The organism is Caniella muris, assembly GCF_943193035.1.
GTDB lineage: Bacteria > Actinomycetota > Coriobacteriia > Coriobacteriales > Atopobiaceae > Granulimonas > Granulimonas faecalis.
Genome location: NZ_CALPCK010000001.1, coordinates 543742 through 563225, shown reverse-complemented (window position 1 = coordinate 563225; position 19484 = coordinate 543742). Strand labels below are relative to the sequence as shown.

Sequence of the window (19484 nt, the reverse complement as noted above, 5' to 3'; positions counted from 1 at the left end):
CATGAACGATTCCCTCAAGCTTATGAACGAGCTCCGCGACCTGCGCGGGCGCTCCAAGGACGCCATGGCCTCCGGCGACACCGAGACTGCCCTGAGGCTGTCCGGCATGATCGAGCAGCGCGAGGCCGACTGGGAGGCCGCCTGCGAGGCCGAGCGCCTCGCCTCCGCCGAGCAGCCGACCGCCGCCGCCCCCGTCGACCCGCATCCCATCGCGCCCCAGCGCCGCCCGCGCAGCCTCGCCGAGGCCGTCCTGGGCTTCCGCGACGAGTTCCGCGGCATCGACGCCACCGGCAACAAGCCCATCCGCAAGCAGGTGTGGCTGAACGCCGGCGGGGACCAGGAGCCTGCGACCCCCGCGGCCCTTCCCACCCCCTCGAACGTGGTCTTCCCGGCCGTGCCCGAGAGCTGGGACTACAACCTCGACACCTCCCTCATGGAGCCCCTGGGCTTCGTGGGCACCCTTCCCACCGGCACCTGCAACGGCGCCCTCCACTACTTCCAGGCCAACGACGCCAACGCCCTCAAGGCTGCCAAGTGGAAGCCGGGCGAGGTCAAGAAGGAGCAGACCCTCAGCTGGGTGCCCAAGACGGCCAACGAGGGCACCATCGCCCACTGGGTCCCCGTCTCCAAGCTCGCCCTCAACGACTACGGCCAGCTCATGAGCATCATCAACCAGGAGCTCATCGCCGGCCTCCACCGCGCGGCCGACGACGTCGCCCTCAACTCCGACGACGAGGGCGGCATCGTCGGCGTGCTGAACTCCGGCATCACCGCCTACACCGCCAAGAGCGGCGACACCCTCATCGACTCCATGCACCGCATGATCACCCAGTCCATCCTCGACACCGGCGTCGCCCCGACCCACGTCGCCATGCACCCGCTGGTGCGCGAGAAGATCGACCTCATGAAGTCCACCGACGGCTCCTACCTCAACCTCGACAAGTGGGGCCTGACCGTCGTGGACGACGTGAACCTCATGAGCGGCAGCGCCTCCAGCCCCACCTACGACATGCTCGTGTACGCCCCCAGCGGCGCCACCTGGTACTCCACCGACCCGACCACCGTCACCGTCGGCACCATCAACCAGCAGATGGTCGAGAACACCCTGACCGTGCTGGCCGAGGAGTCGCACCTGATGTGCGTCCGCCGCCCCAAGTCCTTCGTCCGCCTGACCGGCATCGCCCTCTGATGGACGCCCGCCTCACGCCCTCGCACAGGACCCGCGTGGCCCCCGGCGACCTCCCCATCATCTCGGTGGGGGAGGGGTTCGCCGGCGCCACCGCGGCCCTGTCGGGGCTGTGGGACGGGGCCGAGCTCTCGTTCGAGGTGGGCGAGGACGGCACCTTCGAGGCCGAGGGGCTCGACTGCCCCGAGACCTACGAGGTGCGCGTCGGGTGGATGCGCTGCTGGCTGGAGGTGGTGGAGGCCCACATGTGCACGGTCGACGCCGTGCTCGACTGCGGCTCCGAGCGGGGGGACGGCCCCCGCGCCTCCGGCGCCACCGAGGCCGACGCGTTCGAGGCCCGCGAGCGGGCCTGCTCGGTCATCGAGGGGGCCTGCAGCATGTCCTTCGTCCCGGTGGTCTCCTCCGAGGGGCTGTGGGGCGAGGAGGGCGACTGGGTGCCCCTGCGGTGGACCGGTGTCACCGAGATCCGCGGCGACGTGTGCCCCCGCTCCGACTCCGGCGTGCGCCTGCGCCGCTCCGGCAACACGTCCGTCTCCTACGTCCACGGCCGCGGCCCCGTGCCCGCCGACGTCTCGTCGGCCTGTGCGAGGCTCGCGGCGAGCTACCTCGTCCCGTCGTCCATCCCCGACCGGGCCGTCGGCGAGTCCACCGACGCCGGGTTCCTGCGGTTCACCCTGGCCGGCGTCGACGGCGAGACCGGCATCCCCGAGGTCGACGCCGTCATCCAGCGCCACCGGCGCTCGAGGGCGGTGGTCCTGTGAGCACCAAGGGGCAGGACGCCTTCTCCGCGCTCCCGGACCTCGCCGCCCCGGCGGCCGTCCTCCACGGGCACCTCTGCCGGACCATGACCCGCGAGGTGCTCGACGAGGCGTTCGGGGAGGGCGTCGTGCCGGCGCCCAAGGTGAGCGTCGGCGGAACGCCGTCGCGGCCGCCGTTCGCCTGCGACGTGGCCGAGGTCCCGAGCCAGGTGACCTTCGAGCAGGCGTCCACCTGCCCCGCCCCCACCGTCTGGTGGACCCAGGAGGTGGCCCTGACGGCCACGGGCGGCGACCTCTCCCGACTCGGCGCCGTGCTCTCGGCGTGGTGCCAGGTCGTCGCCACGGTGCTCATGGCCGACCGGACCCTGTCCGGCACCGTCCACGAGTGCCATCTGCAGAGCGAGGAGTACGGCACGGCCACCGACGGCAAGGGCTACGTGGCCGCCTGCGTCATAGGCGTCCGGTGCCAGCGCGAGCTGCACCGTATCGAACCGGCATGGAAGGAGGTTCGCCCGTGAGCGAGCGAATCTGGAAGGCCACCCGCGACTTCTGGGGAGACCTGTTCGGCCAGCGCCTGGAGTTCAGGGCCGGCGACACCGTCGACCTGGACCCGGCCGCCCGCCAGCAACTGGCCCGCGAGGGCCTCATCGAGCCCGCCGCACCCAAGCGACCGGCCAAGAAGGAGGACTAGATGTCAATCCGCGTCAACATCGGCATGGCCGGCGTCGCCCTTCAGAAGGACGACCACACCCGCGCCGCCGCCCCAGCGTACGTCCACGGCCTCACCGGCGGCTCGCCCTTCGGCATCACCCGTGAGGCGTCCTCGACCTCCGTCGCCTGCGGCACCCGCGCCGACACCGACGGCTACGTGAGCTCCATCGAGGCGAACCCCAACTTCAACACCCTCGGCTACGCGGACGTCATCGCCCTGTACTACTACGCGGCCCTCGGCAACATCGTCTCCAGTCCCGCCACGGCCGGCGACATGCCCGACGGCGCCAGCCCCGACGGCTACTTCAAGCACGTCATCACCATGGGCCGCGAGCTCCCCAACCTCACGGTCTGGGGCCAGGTGGGCTCCGACAACTACGGCGTCACCGAAGGCTGCAAGCTCAACAGCCTCGGCTGCGAGTTCACCGGCAACGAGCCGCTGGCCTTCTCCGTGGAGGCCATCGGCAAGGACGCCGAGTTCCTCGACGCCGACCCGTTCAGCGGCAAGGACCCCTCCTGCTTCAACGGCTACTTCGTCCCCACCGACGGCACGTTCCAGCTCGACACCGCCGGCAGCACCCCCGAGGACGCCGTGGTCATGAGCGGCAGCGTCACCATCGGCAACGACTGCGAGGGCTCCCGCGCCTGCGGCAAGGTCTTCGCGGCCGAGGTGGGCGAGGGCAAGTGCTCCGTCTCGCCGAGCTTCACGGTGGTGCCCGACAACATCCTGCCCTACCGAAAGATGGTCACCGGCTCCGAGACGGGCCTGCGCCCCGTGGCCCGCATCGTCTACGGCTCCTACCACCTGGCCTTCTCCCACTCCGAGGACCCCAACTGCACCCTCCAGTTCGACGGCGACCGCGTGCCCTTCTCCGCCGACTTCGTCGAGGTGGACCCCGACGGACGCTCCGGCGAGTTCACGTTCCAGTCCGACGCGAGCTACGTCGCGTCCAAGGACGCCAGCCCCGTGAAGGTGACCATCGTCAACAAGGTCGCCTCCTACCCCCTGCCCACCGCCTAACCGGGAGAGACCATGGCAAAGACCCCCAAGAAGATGACCTGCGCCGACTTCGGCCTCGGCACCATCCTGCTCGTCCCCATCGACGGAGAGGCCCACGAGCCGCTGCGCTACTTCGTGACCCCCAGCGCGGTCATCCGCGCGAGCCGCATGCGCGGCGACCTCGCAGACTTCTCCATCAGCTACTTCGCCGCACGCTCCCAGGGGATCTTCGAGCAGGTCGGGTTCTCGGAGACGGGCGACACCGAGGCAGACGTGCTCGACTTCCTCGACCGCTTCGCGACGACCACCGAGGACGCGCTGTCCGGGGACGGCGGCGAGGAGCCGGGCCCTACGGAGTAGAGCGCGGCGTCGCGACGCTCCTCATGGAATTCGGCAGGGCCACCGGCTCGTCCATGCGCGAGTCGCTGGCCCTGTGCCTTGAGGAGCCCCGCATGTTCGACGCCGTGCTCTACGGCGGGCAGCGCACAGACAGGCTCATGGGGGAGACGGCCCGGTCCGCAGCCGACCGCGTGAGGGCCGAGCGCGAGGCGAGGAGGGCCGGACGTGGCTGACGGCATGCACGACTGGCGGCAGGGCTCCGCCGCGACCGACGGCGTCACCGTCCACATCCGGGGCGGCCGCGAGCTCATGGAGCAGCTGGCCTCCTTCGACGCGTCGGTGGAGCGCGACGTCCGCCGCCGCATCCGCGCGGCGTCCCAGAAGGTGCTCTCAGACGCCCGGTCGCTGGCCAACGGCATCCGTCTCACCGGGGCCTTCGCCGCGTCGCTCCGGCTCCGGGACAGCCGGGCCGGGGTCCGCATCCTGAGCGGCGACCCCGGCGCCGGCACCATCGAGTTCGCCAACCGCGGCGCCGTCTACCAGAGGGGGCGCCTCGCCGGCCGTCCCGTCGGCGTCCCGAGGGGCGGCCCTCCCCGCGCCCTCGTGGCCGCCGCCGAGCGCAACAACACGGCCGTGCTCCGCGCCGTGCAGGAGGCCGTCGAGGGCGGCCTGAGGAAGGTCAAGGGGGCCTAACATGGGCAAGGCGTCCATCTCCATCGCGATCACCTCCAACTACAACGGCAGGGGCGTCAAGCAGGCCCAGGAGTCGGTGCGCAAGCTCACCGCGAGCCTCGTGGCGATGCGCGGCGGCATCGGCTCCGCCGACGTCGTCGCCGGCTCGAAGCTCGCCGAGGCGGCCGGCCGGCTCGACAACCTCGGGGCGTCCATGCGCCGCGTCGGCGACTCGCTCACCAAGGGCGTCACCGTCCCCATGGCCGCGGCCGCCACCGCCTCCGTGGCGGCGACCGCGAAGATAGACACCGCCTGGTACAACGTCCGCAAGACCGTGGACGCCACCGAGGGCGAGTACCGGCGCCTGCGCCAGAGCGCCGTGGACATGTCGAAGACATCGCCGGTGTCGGCCGAGACAATCCTGAACGTGGAGGGCCTGGGCGGGCAGCTCGGCATCGCCAAGGAGAACCTGCAGAGCTTCGCCGAGACGGTGACCGGCCTCGACATCGCCACGAACCTCGACGCCGAGACCGCGGCCATGCAGCTCTCGCAGTTCATGAACATCACGGGCGCCGCCCAGCAGGAGTCCGGGAACCTCGGCTCGACCATCGTCGACCTCGGAAACCACTTCGCCACCACCGAGTCCGACATCATGAACATGTCCACGCGCCTCGCCTCGGCCGGCACCCAGGCGGGGATGACCGACGCCGACATCATGGGCATCTCCACGGCCCTGTCGGCCATGGGCATGAGGGCCGAGGCCGGCGGCTCGGCCATGAGCCGCGTCATCAACGACATCAACAGCTCCGTGGCCACGGGCTCCGAGTCGCTCCGGGACTACGCCGAGGTGGCCGGCATGAGCGCCGAGGAGTTCGCCGAGAAGTGGCGGAAGGACGCGGCCGGCACCTTCGCCGAGTTCGTGGCCAAGCTCGGCGAGGCGGGCGAGGCGTCCGGGTCCACGCAGGTCATCCTCGACAGGCTCGGCATCTCCGAGATCCGCACCTCCGACGCCATGCGCCGCCTCGCCGGCAACTCCGACCTCGTGAAGTCGGCAATCTCCCGCGCCAACACCGCCTACAAGGAGAACACCGCCCTCGCCCGCGAGGTGGACGAGCGCAACAACTCCCTGGAGTCGCGCTTCGGCACCCTCAGGAACCAGGCCGTCGCCGCGGCCGACGCCTTCGGCGGCCCCGTGGCCGACGCCGCGCTGGGGCTCGCCGAGCGGCACCTGACCCCGCTGCTCCAGTCCGTCGAGGACGTGGGCCGCGCCTTCGCCGACATGCCCAGGTCCCAGCAGCAGACCGTCCTCGGCCTCGCCGCCGTCGCGGCCGCCGCCGGCCCCGTGCTGTCCGTGGGCGGGCGCCTCGTGCAGGGCATGGGCAAGGTGGTCGACTGGTGCGGGCGGGTCCGCCAGAGCCAGGGCATCCTGAAGGCCGCCATGCACGAGACCGACGACGGCATGCTCCAGCAGCTCGCGGCGAACAAGGACGCCACGGCCCAGATGGGGCTCCTCCAGAACTCCTACGTGCGCGCCGCCGGGGGCATCGACTCCTACGTGGAGAAGGCCCGGGCGTTCACCGACGCCCTCTCCGAGCAGGCCCGGCAGTCGGGTCTCGCCGAGGTGGCCCAGGACCGCTACATGGCGGCCATGGCCGAGGCGAGCACCTCCGTCGAGGACGCCACGCTCGCCCTCGCCGAGGCCAGGGCCAGGGCGTCGGAGTCCATGCGCGACGAGTCCGAGGCCGTAGCACGGGACCACGAGGCGAAGCTCCGGTCCAAGGAGGCCAACAAGAACCTGCAGGAGGCCTACGACAGGCTCACCGAGGCCCAGAAGCTCCGCATCTCCGCCCTCAACGACGAGATGAACGCGGAGGACCGCCGGGCCCGCGCCGTGGGCGACGCCGTGGCCGTGCAGTCCGAGGCCATGATGAAGGCGCGCGAGGCGCAGCAGAAGCTGGGCGAGGCCATCGAGCGGGTCAAGGAGTCGCAGCAGCGCTTCGTCGTGTCCTCCGAGAGCGCCATCGCCGTCAAGGACCGCCAGAGAGAGGCCGAGAGGGCCTACCGCGACGCGGTCAAGGCGAGCGGCGAGGGCTCAGACGAGGCGCAGGCGGCGCTGGTCAGGCTGGCCGAGGCCAACCGCAACATGAAGACCGTCAACCAGGACGTGTCGGACTCGTTCAAGGACCTCCGCAAGGCCCAGTCCGACGTGCGCTCCTCCATGGACGAGGTCAAGAGCGCGGGCGTCGGGGTCAAGGAGGCGCAGGCCCAGGTGGCCGAGGCCATGCGCTCCACGGGCGAGGAGGCCAGGGCCCTCGGCGAGGCCGAACGCGCCCAGGCGGAGGCCCAGAGGAACTACGACTCGGCCCTCAAGGAGGCCACGGAGGCGACCAAGGCCAAGCGCGACGCCGCCGAGAACCTCCAGTCCGTCTACAAGGGCAACAGGGACGCGGCCAAGCAGGTGGCCGACGCCGAGGGCAGGCTCTGCGAGGCGGCGGAGCGCTACCACGAGACGGCGGCCAAGGGCGTCGAGGCCGTGGGCGACCTCGTGCTCACCAAGGAGGAGGACGTCAGGGTCTCCCAGAAGGTGCAGGAGGCCAACAAGGGGATCCAGAGCAAGCTCAAGGACTTCGTGGGCTCCGGCAAGATGGCCAGGACCTCGCTCGAGGACGTCGGCGAAGCCGCCCTCGAGATGGGCGACGCCACGGGCGACGCCTTCAGGTCGACCCAGACCGGCGCGGCCAAGATGAGCGGAGCGGTGGCCGGGTCCGTGGGCGCCATGGCCAAGAAGGTCGGCGGCGCCGTCGCCACCATGGGCGCGGCCTTCAAGGCGATGCTGCCCATGCTCGCCATCGGCGCCATCGTCGCCGGCGTGACCGCCATCGCCGGCGCCCTCACCGAGGCGTCGGACCGCACGAAGCGGCTCGCCGACAGCTCGAAGCGCCTCGAGGGCACGTCGACCCACATCAGCGGCCTCGGCGACAACTACCGCGTCGCGGGCGAGAAGGCCAAGGCGGCGTCGACCCTGTTCTCCCACGCGGGCGACACCATCAAGGACGCCACCGACAAGATCATCGAGAACAACAACGCGCTGGCAGACTCCATCGACCAGACGAAGCTCGACTACAAGGTCGACGTCGTGAACCTCGAGCTCGCCGGGCAGCGCATCCTCGAGCTCGCGTCCAGCTCCGAGTGGAGCGCCGCCAAGCAGGAGCAGCTCAAGACCGCCGTGGAGAACTACAACTCGGCGGCCGGCACCCAGTGGGAGGTCGTGGAGGGGACCAACGGCGTCATCCGGGACAACTCCGCCGTGACCGAGGAGAACGCCGGCATCATCCTCGACCTCGCCGACGCCATCGGCAAGTCCACGGAGAAGCGCAAGGACGAGCTCAAGTACCTCGCCTACGAGGAGATGTACAAGGAGGCCTACAAGAACCGCGAGAAGGCCGTCATGGAGCTCGCCGACGCCGAGGAGGCCTACGCCGCGGACTCCAGCAAGGCGAACAAGGACCGCCTCGAGGAGGCGCGGCAGGCGGCCCAGGACTCCGAGAACATGCTCGCGCGCGTCACCTCGTCCTACGAGGGGGTCAAGGCGGCCCAGGACGCGGCCGGCCAGTCCCTGCGCGACTACGTGGGGGCGAACCAGAACTACGCCGACGCTTTCTCCGCGGCCGGGGACAAGGCGGGGGCCCTCATGGCCACCTTCGAGGCCATGGGCGTCACGGCCTCCACCGTGGCCGAGATGGGCGTCGAGGACGTCAGGCGCCTCGCCACCGCCTACGACGGCTCCTTCGACTCCATGGCCGGGGCGCTCATCGACATGGGCTACAACCTCGAGGAGTTCGGGGTCACCGCGTCCGGGTTCGCCGCGTCCTCCGAGACCTTCACCAACGCGTTCTCCCAGAACTTCAACCGCGCCTTCGAGAGCGGGGACGCCGCCCTCGCGTCCCTCGCGTCGGCCCTCGACAAGTGCGGCTACTCCACCTCAGACCTCGCAAGCCTTACCGAGAGCGACCTGCAGAAGATAGCCCTCAGCTGGAACGGCAACACCGCCCAGCTCATCGGCAACCTGAGCGACCTCGGCGTGCAGATGCCGCTCCTCGGCCAGCTCGCCGCCAGCGGCTGGAAGACGGCCATCGACGACGGCGCGCTCGGCGCCGTGGCCGCCGTCGCCAACGCCAAGGGCATGACCGTCCAGGAGCTCAACGAGATGACCCAGGAGATGGAGTCCCTGGGCAACGGCGGCATGGTCGCCTTCGCCGAGGGCCTCGCTTCCGGCACCATCGCGGCGGGCATGAGCGCCGAGGAGGTCAAGGCCAAGGTCGAGCAGATCATGGGCTCCATGAACCTCGAGGGCCTCACCGCCGAGGAGGTCGACGCGGCGATCACGCGCATCTCGTCCAGCGCCCCGCTCTTCGGCAACGCCGTCATGGAGGGCAACATCTCCGCCGAGGACGCGGCGCGGCGGCTCGACCTCGCCCGCTACACCGGGGAGGCGTCCAAGACCGCGGCCGAGGAGGCGAAGAACCCCGAGGGCTACGCCGCCGCACAGCAGGAGAACAACGCGGCCCAGGAGCAGGCGGCCCAGGGCAACTCCACGCCCGAGATCGTGGGGCAGAAGACGCAGGAGGCGGCCGAGAACGCCAGCGACCCGGGGGCCTTCGGGCAGGCGGGCGCCGAGAACGCGCAGGCCACCGGCGAGGGCTACCGGTCGGCCGACATCACGGGCCCGGTCAACGAGGCCGTGAGGAGCGCCCTTGCCGACGCCCTCGCCGGCAACACCGACGCGGCCCGGGAGACCGGACGCGCCCTCGGCGAGGGAATCGTGGAGGGCATCGGCAACGCCGACGTGTCCTCGGCAGGCCAGAGGGTGGGGGAGACGCTCACCGCGTCCCTCGGCGCCGTGGACGTGACCGCCGCCGGCCAGGCCATGGGGCAGCGCATCACCGACGCCGTGGCCTCCACGGACCTCACGGCCGCGGGCCAGACCGTGGCGAACACCCTCGTCAACGGCTTCAACGCCTACGACTTCACCGTCCTCGGCGCCGAGGCCGGGGGCAAGATCAACGCCGGGCTCACCGCGTCCATGCTGCTCACGGTCGCCACCTCGGCGTTCCACGGCGCGATGGTCGGCGCCTCGTTCTCCCAGGCCTTCTCCGCGGCCGTCGCCGCCTTCGACGCCACGGCCGCCGGCATGGCCCTCGCCTCCTCCGTGAAGCTCGGCGTCATGAGCGCCGACTTCACCACGCCGGGCGTCGTCGCCGGCTCCATGGCCGTCGCCGGGTTCGCGACGTCGGCCGCGTCCGCCTACGCCCCGGGCCTCGCCCTCGGCTCCTCGTTCGCACGGGGCGTCTCGGCCGGGGCCGCCCCCGCCGCAGGCTACGCGTCGGCGGCCGCCCGGGCCGCGTCCTCGGCCATCGGCTCCGGCGCCGGCGCGGCCCGCTCCGCCGGCACAAAGACCGGGTCGCAGTTCGCGGCAGGCATCAGGTCCCAGGCCACCGCGGCCACGGCCTCCGGCAAGTCCCTGTCCCTCGCCTCGGCCAACGCCCTGAACGCCGGGGCGTCCGCGGCCCGGTCCAACGGCTCCAAGCTCGGCTCCCAGTTCGCCGCAGGCATCAGGTCCCAGGCGTCCTCGGTGCGCAACGCCTCCGCCTCCCTCGCCAACGCGACGGCGGCCGTGGCCAACAGGAACGGGTTCGCCCATGGGTGGGGGGCCGAGCTCGGCGCAAACTTCGCCAACGGCATCCGCTCCAAGGCGTCGTCCGTGGCCGCGGCGGCGGCGCGCCTCGCAGCGGCCGCGGCCGGCCCCCTCCACCACTCGACGCCGGACTGGGGACCCCTGGTCCACGACGACCTCTGGGGCGGCGAGATGGTCGAGAACATCGCCGCGTCCATGGAGCGGGCGACCCCGTCGCTCGCCCGGGCGGCGTCGCGGGTGGCCGGGACCATGGCCGGGGCCGACGCCTCATCCTCCGTGGCTGCCGCCCCGCGGGCACAGGGGGTCCAGGCTGGCAACGTGTACAACATCGCCATCGACGGCCGGTCGGTGCGGTCCGACCCCGCCCTCCGCTCAGCGGTCGTGGGGCTCGTCGACGCGGTTGCCCGCAGGACCAACATGGGGAGGTGACATGGCGACTCCGCCTGGAAAGCCGACGGCCACTGTGTCCGTGGACCCGTCCGCCCTCACCGCCACCGTGACGGTCAAGGCGGGGCCGACGGGCGCCCCCTACGGGCCCGGCCCCGAGACGTTCAAGGCCGGCTCCGTGGCCGCCGCCGCGGCCGTCATCCTGAACCGGGCGGGGTCCCTGCGCCGCAAGCCCGCCGCCACCGCTGCGACCCAGCGCATCAAGGTCGAGGCCGTGCTGCCGGGAGGCGCGAAGATACTGCTCGCCTCCGACCTCCGGGGCGGCCAGTCGGTCACCGACCACACGCCGCCCCTCAACGCCGCCTACAGCTACCTCGTCACCGCCTACTCGGCCGACGGCGGCTCGGCGGCGTGCGTCGTGGCCGCCGCGGTGCCGGGCGCCTGCGGGGCCGTGGCCTTCAACTACGGCGCCTCGTTCTCCGAGCGGGCCGTCCTGCGGCTCGACCTCGAGGAGGAGTGGTCCTACGAGCCGGCCGGAGAGGCCTACACCTTCCCCGGCGTCACCGGCCGCGGGGGCTCCGAGCTGCCGGTGTGGTACCCCAGCCCCCAGCTCTCCGCCACCTCGTCCATGAGCGGGTGCGTGCTCACCGAGGCCGAGGCCCGGGTGTGGCACGAGTGCCTCCGGGCCCGGTCCCCGATGGTCATGAGGACCGAGGACGGGGAGCGCGTGCCCGTACACGTGACGGGCTCCGTGTCCCGCTCCGCCGAGCGCTACAGCCGGTGGGACGTGTCCCTGGACGTGGAGGAGCTGGCCCGTGGCTGACTGGACCGTGCCGTTCGAGGCGTCGTACAGGTTCGTCCGGGTTCGCCGCTCCGACTGGTCCGAGGTCGGGCCGGTGGAGGGCGTCCGCACCGGTGGCGAGGTGACGCGGTCCTACGCCACCTCCATCAAGTGGAGCGCGGCGCTCACCTGCGACCGCGAACTCTCCCTCGGCAGCGACCTCCTGCGCATCTACATGGACGCCGACTTCCTCGGGGCCCGGGCCCCCGAGACGGTGTGCCTCGGCACCTACCTCGTGTCCCAGCCCAAGCGCCAGGTGGAGTCCTACGGCTCGACCATGGAGGCGGACCTGTACGGCCCCCTGCAGATCCTCATGGACATGCAGTTCCCGGGCACCTACGTCGTGCCGGCCGGGGCGTCGGCCGTCGGCCACGCCGCGCAGCTGTGCCGCGGCGCCGGCCTCCTCGTCACCGCCGACGCCACCACCCACCGCACGAGCCGCGACCGGACCTACGGCATCCCGTCCGAGCAGTCCCAGGTCACCGAGGAGGAGGCCGACGACTCGGAGGGGGAGATGACCACGGAGGACTCGCAGCTGTTCTGCGTGAACGACCTCTGCGACATCGCGAACTTCGCGTCGGCCACCACCGACGCCATGGGCCGCGTCTTCCTCAAGGCCTACCACGTGCCGGCCGTGAGGCCCGTGTCGTGGGAGCTGGAGGAGGGCCCCGACTGCCGGTTCCTCGCGTCCATGGAGGACGAGCAGGACCTGTTCGGCATGCCCAACTGCGTGAAGGTCGTCGTATCCAACGCGGACAAGTGCGTCATCGGCACCGCCCGCAACGACGACCCCAAGAGCCCGTGGTCGACCGCCGCCGTGGGGCGCGAGATATGGCGCAACGTCCGCAAGACCGAGGACATGACCCAGCAGGAGGCGGCTGCCTACGCGGCGCGCCTGCTCAAGACCGGCGACAACGCGCGGCGCAAGGTCACCTTCCAGCACACCTTCCTGCCCATGGAGCCCGGCCAGATAGTGCGCCTGTCCTACCCGTCGGGCGGCGTCGAGGACCTGTTCCAGGTGACCAAGGTCTCCTACGACCTCGGGGCCGCCGGGTGTCTCATGACGGTGTCCGCCAAGACGTTCAACAAGGAGGCGACCGATGACCGATAACCTCACCTCCGCGGAGCTCTCGGACCTCGCCGACACCCTCGTCGAGGCCCTCACCGCATCGAGCGGCCGCGACGCGAACCGCGGCATCCGGGCCACGGTGGAGGCGGTCCACGCCGAGGAGGGGCTGATGGAGGTCGTCATCGACGGCGACGACGTATCCACGCTCCTGCCCATGGAGTCCGGGGCCATCGGCGCCAAGCCGGGAGACCGCGCCTATGTGAAGCTCGAGGGGCGCGAGGCCTACGTCGACAGCTTCCGCGTGACCGACGCCACGGACCGGCTCTCCCTGCTGGAGGAGCGCACCGAGGGTATCGAGGAGGAGGTGGGGGAGCTCGGCCCGGCCGTGGAGAACGTGGTCGAGATCGTGGACACCGTGGGGCCCGCCCTGGACGCCGCGAAGGCCGAGATGGACGCCGTCCGCTCCGACGTCGACGCCGTCAAGGGGGAGATGGGCGAGGCCGCCGCGGCAGCCGACGCCGCGTCCAAGCGGGCCGACGCCGCCCAGGCCGCCGCCGACGAGCTGCGCAAGACCGCCGCCACCAAGGCAGAGGTCGAGCGGTCTGTGGACGAGGCCAAGGGCGAGGTCATGCAGTCGGTGGCCGCCTCCTACGTGGACAAGGCCACAGGGGCCACCTTGGCCACCAAGAGCGAGCTCCAGCAAACCGCCTCCGGCATCCGGAGCGAGGTCGCCGAGGCCTACGCCACCAAGGAGTCCACGGAGGGCCTCGCCAGCAGGTCTGAGCTGGAGCAGACCGCCTCCTCCATCCGCGCCGAGGTGGCCCGCGGCTACGTGGACAAGGCGACGGGGGAGACGCTGGCGACGAAGAGCGAGCTGACCCAGACCGCCGGGTCCATCCGCCTCGAGGTCTCCCAGACCTACACCGCCAAGGCCGACGCGGTCACGGCCACCAAGCTCCAGTTCTACCTGTCCACCAGCCAGACCCAGCTCACGGGCGGCTCGTGGTCCGACACGGCCCCCGCCCCCCAGCAGGGCCGCTACATCTGGCAGCGCTCCGTCGAGACCAAGGGCGACGGCTCCACCGTCACCGGGCCCGCCGTCTGCGTCACCGGCAACACCGGCCCGCAGGGCGCTCAGGGCCAGCAGGGGCAGCAGGGCGCCCAGGGCGTGGGGGTCCGCACCACCGCCGTGTCCTACCAGGCGTCCACGTCCGGCACCACGGCCCCCACGGGCGCGTGGGCGGCCCAGCCCCCGTCCGTGGCGCCGGGGTCGTACCTGTGGACCCGCACCGTCACCACCATGACCGACGGCACCTCGTCCACCTCCTACTCCGTGGCCCGGCAGGGCGGGGACGGCGCCACGGGCAAGGGCGTCACCGCCGTGGTGGAGGAGTGGTACCTGTCCACGTCGGCCACCTCGCAGGCGGGCGGCTCGTGGTCCTCCGCCCAGCCGGCGCTGGCCGCCGGGTGCTACCTGTGGAACCGCCAGAGGCTCACGTGGACCGACGGCACCACCACCCACACCACGCCCCAGCGCTACAACGCCGTTGACGGCATCAAGTCCGACCTCGACGCCTTCAGGGCCGACGCCGCCACCACCTACGCCACCAAGGCGTCGCTCACCACCACCGCCGACGCCATCAGGTCCGAGGTGTCCCGCGACTACGCCACCAAGGCGTCCACGGCGACGCTGGCCGAGAAGTCCTACGTCGACCAGAAGGCCGACTCCATAACCCAGTCGGTGTCCCAGACCTACCTCAAGACCGCCGACGCCGCCAGCCTCTACGCCGGCAAGACCGAGGTCAAGCAGACCACCGACGCCATCCGGCTCACGGCGGAGGAGTCGCTGCGCAAGGTGGAGGGGCTGGAGGTGGGCGGGACGAACATCGCCACGGGCTCCAAGCTCTGCACCGACATGTGCGCCCCGAAGAACGGCGCGACGGCGGCGGGCACGGACGCCTACCCCGGCTTCAACAAGGTCGTGGTCTCCCGGCCCTCTTCGGGCATGGTCGACCCCATACAGATGCTGCTGCCCCGCACGGAACCGGCCCCGCGGTCAGGCGACAGCCTCACCGTGTCCTTCGACGCGGCCACCCATGACGGAAAGCCGGTCGACCTCCTGTGCTACATGTGGAGCGACAGGAACGACGGGTCCAACACGGCCAAGGCCACGGTCAACAGCTCCGGGGTGTCCACGTCCTCCAGCGACGGGGCCAACGCCATCACCGTCGACAGCGCGAGTTACAAGCGCTACTGGTACACGGTGACGTACAAGGCCGACGCTGAGAGAGCCCCGGCCGTCTACATCGGTCGGCTGCTGGCCAACAAGGCGAGCGGCCACGGGGACGGCCCGGTCTACATCTGCCGGGTGAAGGTCGAGCAGGGCAACCTCCCCACCGACTGGTCCCCGGCCCCAGAGGATGCCGACGCCACCTACGCCACCAAGGCGGCCCTCTCCGTGGAGTCCGACCGCATCGCCGGCGTGGTCAGCGAGCAGGCGGGGCTGGCCAAGCGCGTGAGCACGGTGGAGCAGAAGTCCGACTCGTTCGAGATTCGGTTCGACAACCTGACGGTGGGTGGGGCGAACCTCATCCTCAACAGCAACTTCGATAACGGGATGAAAAACTGGAACAAGGACGGCGACGTCACGTGGTCCGTCGTCGATGTGGACGTCCCCGACCTCCCCTCGCCCCCGAAGAAGGGACTGCTCGGGACGGCGGCGAACGGAAAGGCCGGCAGAATCTACCAGTGGGTCGGCTCCGGCGTCGTCAAAGGCAACACCTATGCCCTGAGCTTCCTCGCCAAGAGCGAGTCCGGCAGTCCCATGACCCTGCGCTCGGCGGTCGCCGACAGCTTCAATACGGAGGACCACACCGTCCCCACCACGTGGACGAGGTTCACCAGGACGTTCACGGCGGCGTCGACCGGCTCCCTCACATTCAGACCCCTGGGCGTGAACACCGGGGAGCGCAAGGTGGTCATAACCAACGTCAAGCTCGAGAAGGGCAACATGGCCACCGACTGGAGCCCCGCCCCGGAGGATGTCGACGCGGGTATCGACGACGCCGCCAAGACCGCCACGAACTTCCTCAGGATGGACTCCGGCGGTCTCACCGTGGGGGACCTCAGGGCGTCGACGACAGGCAAGAACGTCCATATCGACCAAGACAGCGTCGACATCCGCAACGGGTCGACCGTCCTCGCGACGTTCGGGGCTGAGCGCATCGGCCTCGGCATGAACTCGACCAATGCGGGCGTCGAGTTCATAGGCGGCAAGGGGCGGATGGAGTACCACACCGGGTCCGGACTGACCATCGAGGGTGACACGGGTATCGACCTCCGTATCAATGGGGCGACCGAGAGGAACCCCTACGTGACGTTGGTCAACAAAGGGACAGCGGCGAGCCCGTCGTATTCCCTGGCCCTGTCTGCCGACACCGTGTCGCTGTTCGACGCGCATGCGGCCCAGGGCGGGGTCTACGACGTCCAGTTCTCAAAGCCCGCCTACCACCTCATCAACCTTCTCAACCGCTTCGACACCGAGTGGTACCAGACCAAGTTCGCGTCCAACCTCAACGCCCTCTGGAACTCGGGTCTCTTCTGTTGGAGCCCGACGACGGTCGGCATCCCCGAGACGAACACCTACGGCATGGGCATCTGCATATCGAACCAGCAGGCCGACTCCTCCAGCAACTGGGCGTACCAGTTCGCCAAGACCACGGCCGACACCGGCACCGTCTGGGTCCGCCAGTCCATCAACACCGGCGGGTGGACCGCGTGGAGGGCCATCGGCGGCCCGCCCGCCACGCCGCACATACGCACCTGGTCGGCCGTGACGACGGTCACCGCCGCCGATGGCCAGTGGATCACGGCGGCCAATCTCGGGTTGACGACGGCGTCGGGCCACCTCGCCAGGGCCTGGGACCGCTCCAAGGGCGACGTCCTCTTCGCCCAGAGCGGAGACACTGCCGCCCAGAGCGCCGGTGTCATCAGGGCCCAGCCCGCGAACGACCTCAAGAACGTGTGGGTCCAGTTCAGCAAGGCGCCGACGGCGGGGTCCTTCAGGTTCAGCCTCTGCGCCATCCAGATGCCGTGACGGCGACCGCCGTCTGACAGAGACAGGAGTGCCTTATGCTCAAAGGACGTCTCATCGACGCAAGCACGATCATCATCGACAACGTCGGTCTCCCCGTGATCGAGACCGAGCCCCCGGCCGCCATGGACGGTTATGTTTCCCGGCCGTCGTGGATCGAGGGAGACGGCGCCATCACCCAGGTATGGACGCTGGTGCCCCTCGCGGGGACCGTCACGGACGCGGTCGAGCGCCTTGCCCGTATGCAGGCCGCCAACCTCCCCGACGACAAGGCGGCCGAGGTCCCGCTGCTGTTCCCGGCGTGGTCCGGCGACGATGTCGCATATTCCGTGGGCGACCGGGTCGTCTTCGAGGGGGTCCTCTACAAGGTCCTCCTCGACCACAGGAGCCAGATGGACTGGGCTCCGGATATCTCCCCGTCGCTCTTCGCCCCGCTCCTCCCGGGCCAGGACGGCTCCGTCGGCGCCTGGGTGCAGCCCGACTCGACCAACGGATACTCCAAGGGCGACCGCGTGACCCACAACGGGAAGGTGTGGGAGTCCACCGCCGACGGAAACGTCTGGACCCCGGACACCGTCGGCGCCCCGTGGCGCGAGGTGGGGGACTGACACGGGCACAGCGGGTCGAACATCGTGGGGACGGAAACGACCTAGGGAGTCCCATGGCAACCTTCCCCACAGTGAACGACCGGGTGGTCCAGTACCCGGGGCGGGTCAAGCTCGTCCCGGTCGCCGGGACCTCCGACACCTACGACCTCCAGCCCGTCCCCGGCACCGTGAGTGCCGAGGGCACCAACCTCGACAAGGCGTTCTTCGCCGGGGTCAAGGGTTACATCGACGGCTTCGTGCCCAAGGACCGCGTCATCGACCAGGGCAACGTCAAGACCGGTACGTCCCAGGTGAACGTCATCCGGTGGCGCAAGTGGGAGAGCGGGATGCTGGAGGTGTGGTGCCGTTCCAACGGCAACGCCAACTGCAACCAGAAGTGGGGGAGCCTCTGGTACCAGAAGGGGCGCGTGGGCAAGGTGCCCTTCCCGGTCGGTTGCCCGCGTTTCGCGGACGGCAACGGCACCATCGTGACCTCCAGCATCCACTCGACCAACTCGCGCCTGCTCCTCGGCATGGCCGACTTCTACTACGACCGCACCCCGGAGTACTCCCTGTACAGCGCCGCCCAGTGCACCTCGTACTACAACGTCATGTCCTACATCCAGGGCTACTGGAAGTGATGGCCGTGGACATGCTCTCGCTGGTGGAGACGGCGGTGACGCTGGCCCTGGGCGGCGTGGTCACGTGGTGCGTGGCCCGCATCAACCGCATGGGCGACGAGGGCAGGGACGCGGCGGCGGCCCAGTCCCGGCGCGAGGACGCACTGGACGCCGCGGTGCGGACGCTGCTTCGGAGCCACATCGTGGACGCCTACGACGTCTACGTGCTCGGCGACAAGCCCATGAGCGTGGAGCGCAGGCAGGAGCTGGACAGCTGCTACCAGGCCTACCACGCCTTGGGGGGAAACGGCACCGGCACGGGGCTCTACGAGGAGATCTGCAAGGTGCCCGTGAAGACCTTCTACGGGCAGAGCAGGAAGGACAAGGCATGAGACGAATCACAGAGGCGTTCGTGGCGTGGTGCGCCGACGACTCGGCGGCGGCGCGCTTCGAGCGCACGGTCGTCCAGGGCGTGCTCGCGGCCGTGGCCGTGGGCGTGACCACCGGAGAGTGGGGGGCGAGCTTCGGCACGGCGGTCATCGTCGCGGTGCTCTCGCCCGTGCAGGCGGCCCTCGGCGGGAAGGGGGAGGAGCACCATGCCTAAGGCGAGCCTCAACGGGGGCCACAGCCCCTACGCGCCAGGCGCCAGCGGTTACTTCGACGAGGTCACCGAGGACCGCCGGGTGCGCGCGGCCTGCGACAGGTACCTCAAGCAGATGGGCTGGTCCACCCACGACTCGTCCACCGAGGAGCGCAGCTCCAAGGCGGACCTGTCCACGATCGTGTCGCGGGCCAACGGCTCCAAGGCCGACTACTTCGTGTCGTTCCACTTCAACAGTGGCGGCGGCACCGGCACCGAGGTCTTCTACTACGCCGGCTCCAAGAGCCCGTGGCCCAAGGACATGGCGGCCAAGGTCAGCGCCGCCGTGTCCGGGCTCCTCGGCATCCCGAACCGCGGCGCCAAGGACGACACCCAGAGCGCCGTGAAGAAGCTCACGGTGCTGCGCAAGACCGACATGCCGGCCATCCTCGTCGAGGTGTGCTTCCTGGACTCCAAGGCCGACTCAGACGCCTACCTGCGCGTGGGCGCCGACGCGGTGGGCCGGTGCATCGCCGAGTGCATCGCCGGCAAGACCGCCACGGCGACGCCTGCCGCCCCGGCCCCGTCCAAGCCCGCGACCGCCCCGGCCAAGCCGGCCGCGTCCACGTCCGGCTTCGGCGGCCGCTACCGCGTCAACTGCGACGTACTCAACGTCCGCAGCGGTCCCGGCACCAAGTACGCGAAGGTGACCCAGTACAAGCGCGGAGAGACCGTCGTCCTCGACGACTGGTACAAGAGCGCCGACGGCTATATCTGGGGGCGCTACACCGGGGCCAGCTCCGGCAAGCTCCGCTACGTGGCCGTGGGCAAGGCCACCGGCAAGCCCGAGGCCGACGACTACCTGGTCAAGGTCTAGCTTGGAGGTGATCCGGTCCATCGCACGGCCGCACGACGGCGCCCCCGACCCGCAACACAGCGGGTCGGG

The 19484-nt window shown here is 70.6% G+C and carries 17 protein-coding genes; all 17 read left to right on the top strand.

The genetic code is table 11. The features are described 5' to 3' along the window. Position 1: 1 nt before the first annotated feature. Genes NFR49_RS02480 through NFR49_RS02400 form a run of 17 tightly spaced genes read left to right on the top strand, consistent with a single transcriptional unit; the run spans position 2 to position 19415 of the window. Positions 2–1189 carry a phage major capsid protein gene (locus NFR49_RS02480; RefSeq protein ID WP_251158096.1) on the top strand — a complete coding sequence of 396 codons (1188 nt, stop codon included), beginning with the start codon at positions 2–4 and terminating at the stop codon, positions 1187–1189. A 35-nt stretch (positions 1190–1224) separates the two neighbouring features. Continuing rightward, the gene (locus NFR49_RS02475; RefSeq protein WP_251158095.1) at positions 1225–1947 is read left to right on the top strand and encodes a hypothetical protein; all 723 of its coding nucleotides are present in this window, start codon (positions 1225–1227) and stop codon (positions 1945–1947) included. Continuing rightward, positions 1944–2462, top strand: coding sequence for a hypothetical protein (locus NFR49_RS02470; RefSeq protein WP_251158094.1), 519 nt, complete (start codon positions 1944–1946; stop codon positions 2460–2462). Before NFR49_RS02475 ends, NFR49_RS02470 begins: the two co-directional genes overlap by 4 nt. Next, positions 2459–2635 carry a hypothetical protein gene (locus tag NFR49_RS02465; RefSeq protein WP_251158093.1) on the top strand — a complete coding sequence of 59 codons (177 nt, stop codon included), beginning with the start codon at positions 2459–2461 and terminating at the stop codon, positions 2633–2635. The genes NFR49_RS02470 and NFR49_RS02465 overlap by 4 nt, the downstream gene beginning before the upstream one ends. Then, the gene (locus NFR49_RS02460) at positions 2636–3676 is read left to right on the top strand and encodes a phage tail tube protein (protein WP_275557125.1); all 1041 of its coding nucleotides are present in this window, start codon (positions 2636–2638) and stop codon (positions 3674–3676) included. Between the two features lie 12 nt (positions 3677–3688). Next, a complete protein-coding gene (locus tag NFR49_RS02455; protein ID WP_251158092.1) occupies positions 3689–4015 on the top strand; it encodes a hypothetical protein in 327 nt (108 codons plus the stop codon). A gap of 23 nt (positions 4016–4038) precedes the next feature. Beyond that, complete coding sequence (locus NFR49_RS02450; protein ID WP_251158091.1) at positions 4039–4227, top strand: hypothetical protein; 189 nt, start codon at positions 4039–4041, stop codon at positions 4225–4227. After that, complete coding sequence (locus tag NFR49_RS02445; RefSeq protein WP_251158090.1) at positions 4220–4687, top strand: hypothetical protein; 468 nt, start codon at positions 4220–4222, stop codon at positions 4685–4687. Before NFR49_RS02450 ends, NFR49_RS02445 begins: the two co-directional genes overlap by 8 nt. 1 nt (position 4688) lies before the next feature. Further along, entirely contained in the window at positions 4689–10790 is a 6102-nt protein-coding gene (locus NFR49_RS02440) for a phage tail tape measure protein (RefSeq protein WP_251158089.1), read from the top strand. Position 10791: 1 nt separating this feature from the next. Next, on the top strand, positions 10792–11571 hold the full coding sequence (locus NFR49_RS02435) for a hypothetical protein (RefSeq protein WP_251158088.1): 780 nt from the start codon (positions 10792–10794) through the stop codon (positions 11569–11571). Then, positions 11564–12700, top strand: a complete 1137-nt coding sequence (locus tag NFR49_RS02430; RefSeq protein WP_251158087.1) for a hypothetical protein — start codon at positions 11564–11566, stop codon at positions 12698–12700. The genes NFR49_RS02435 and NFR49_RS02430 overlap by 8 nt, the downstream gene beginning before the upstream one ends. After that, entirely contained in the window at positions 12690–16754 is a 4065-nt protein-coding gene (locus tag NFR49_RS02425) for a carbohydrate binding domain-containing protein (RefSeq protein WP_251158086.1), read from the top strand. Before NFR49_RS02430 ends, NFR49_RS02425 begins: the two co-directional genes overlap by 11 nt. 35 nt (positions 16755–16789) lie before the next feature. After that, entirely contained in the window at positions 16790–17359 is a 570-nt protein-coding gene (locus NFR49_RS02420; protein ID WP_251158085.1) for a carbohydrate-binding protein, read from the top strand. Between the two features lie 53 nt (positions 17360–17412). Continuing rightward, positions 17413–17979: a hypothetical protein gene (locus NFR49_RS02415; RefSeq protein ID WP_251158084.1), complete on the top strand. Its 567-nt coding sequence runs from the start codon at positions 17413–17415 to the stop codon at positions 17977–17979. Positions 17980–17984: 5 nt separating this feature from the next. Next, positions 17985–18350 carry a hypothetical protein gene (locus tag NFR49_RS02410; protein ID WP_251158083.1) on the top strand — a complete coding sequence of 122 codons (366 nt, stop codon included), beginning with the start codon at positions 17985–17987 and terminating at the stop codon, positions 18348–18350. Next, complete coding sequence (locus NFR49_RS02405; RefSeq protein ID WP_251158082.1) at positions 18347–18562, top strand: hypothetical protein; 216 nt, start codon at positions 18347–18349, stop codon at positions 18560–18562. The genes NFR49_RS02410 and NFR49_RS02405 overlap by 4 nt, the downstream gene beginning before the upstream one ends. After that, the gene (locus tag NFR49_RS02400; RefSeq protein ID WP_251158081.1) at positions 18555–19415 is read left to right on the top strand and encodes an N-acetylmuramoyl-L-alanine amidase; all 861 of its coding nucleotides are present in this window, start codon (positions 18555–18557) and stop codon (positions 19413–19415) included. The genes NFR49_RS02405 and NFR49_RS02400 overlap by 8 nt, the downstream gene beginning before the upstream one ends. Positions 19416–19484: the final 69 nt, after the last annotated feature.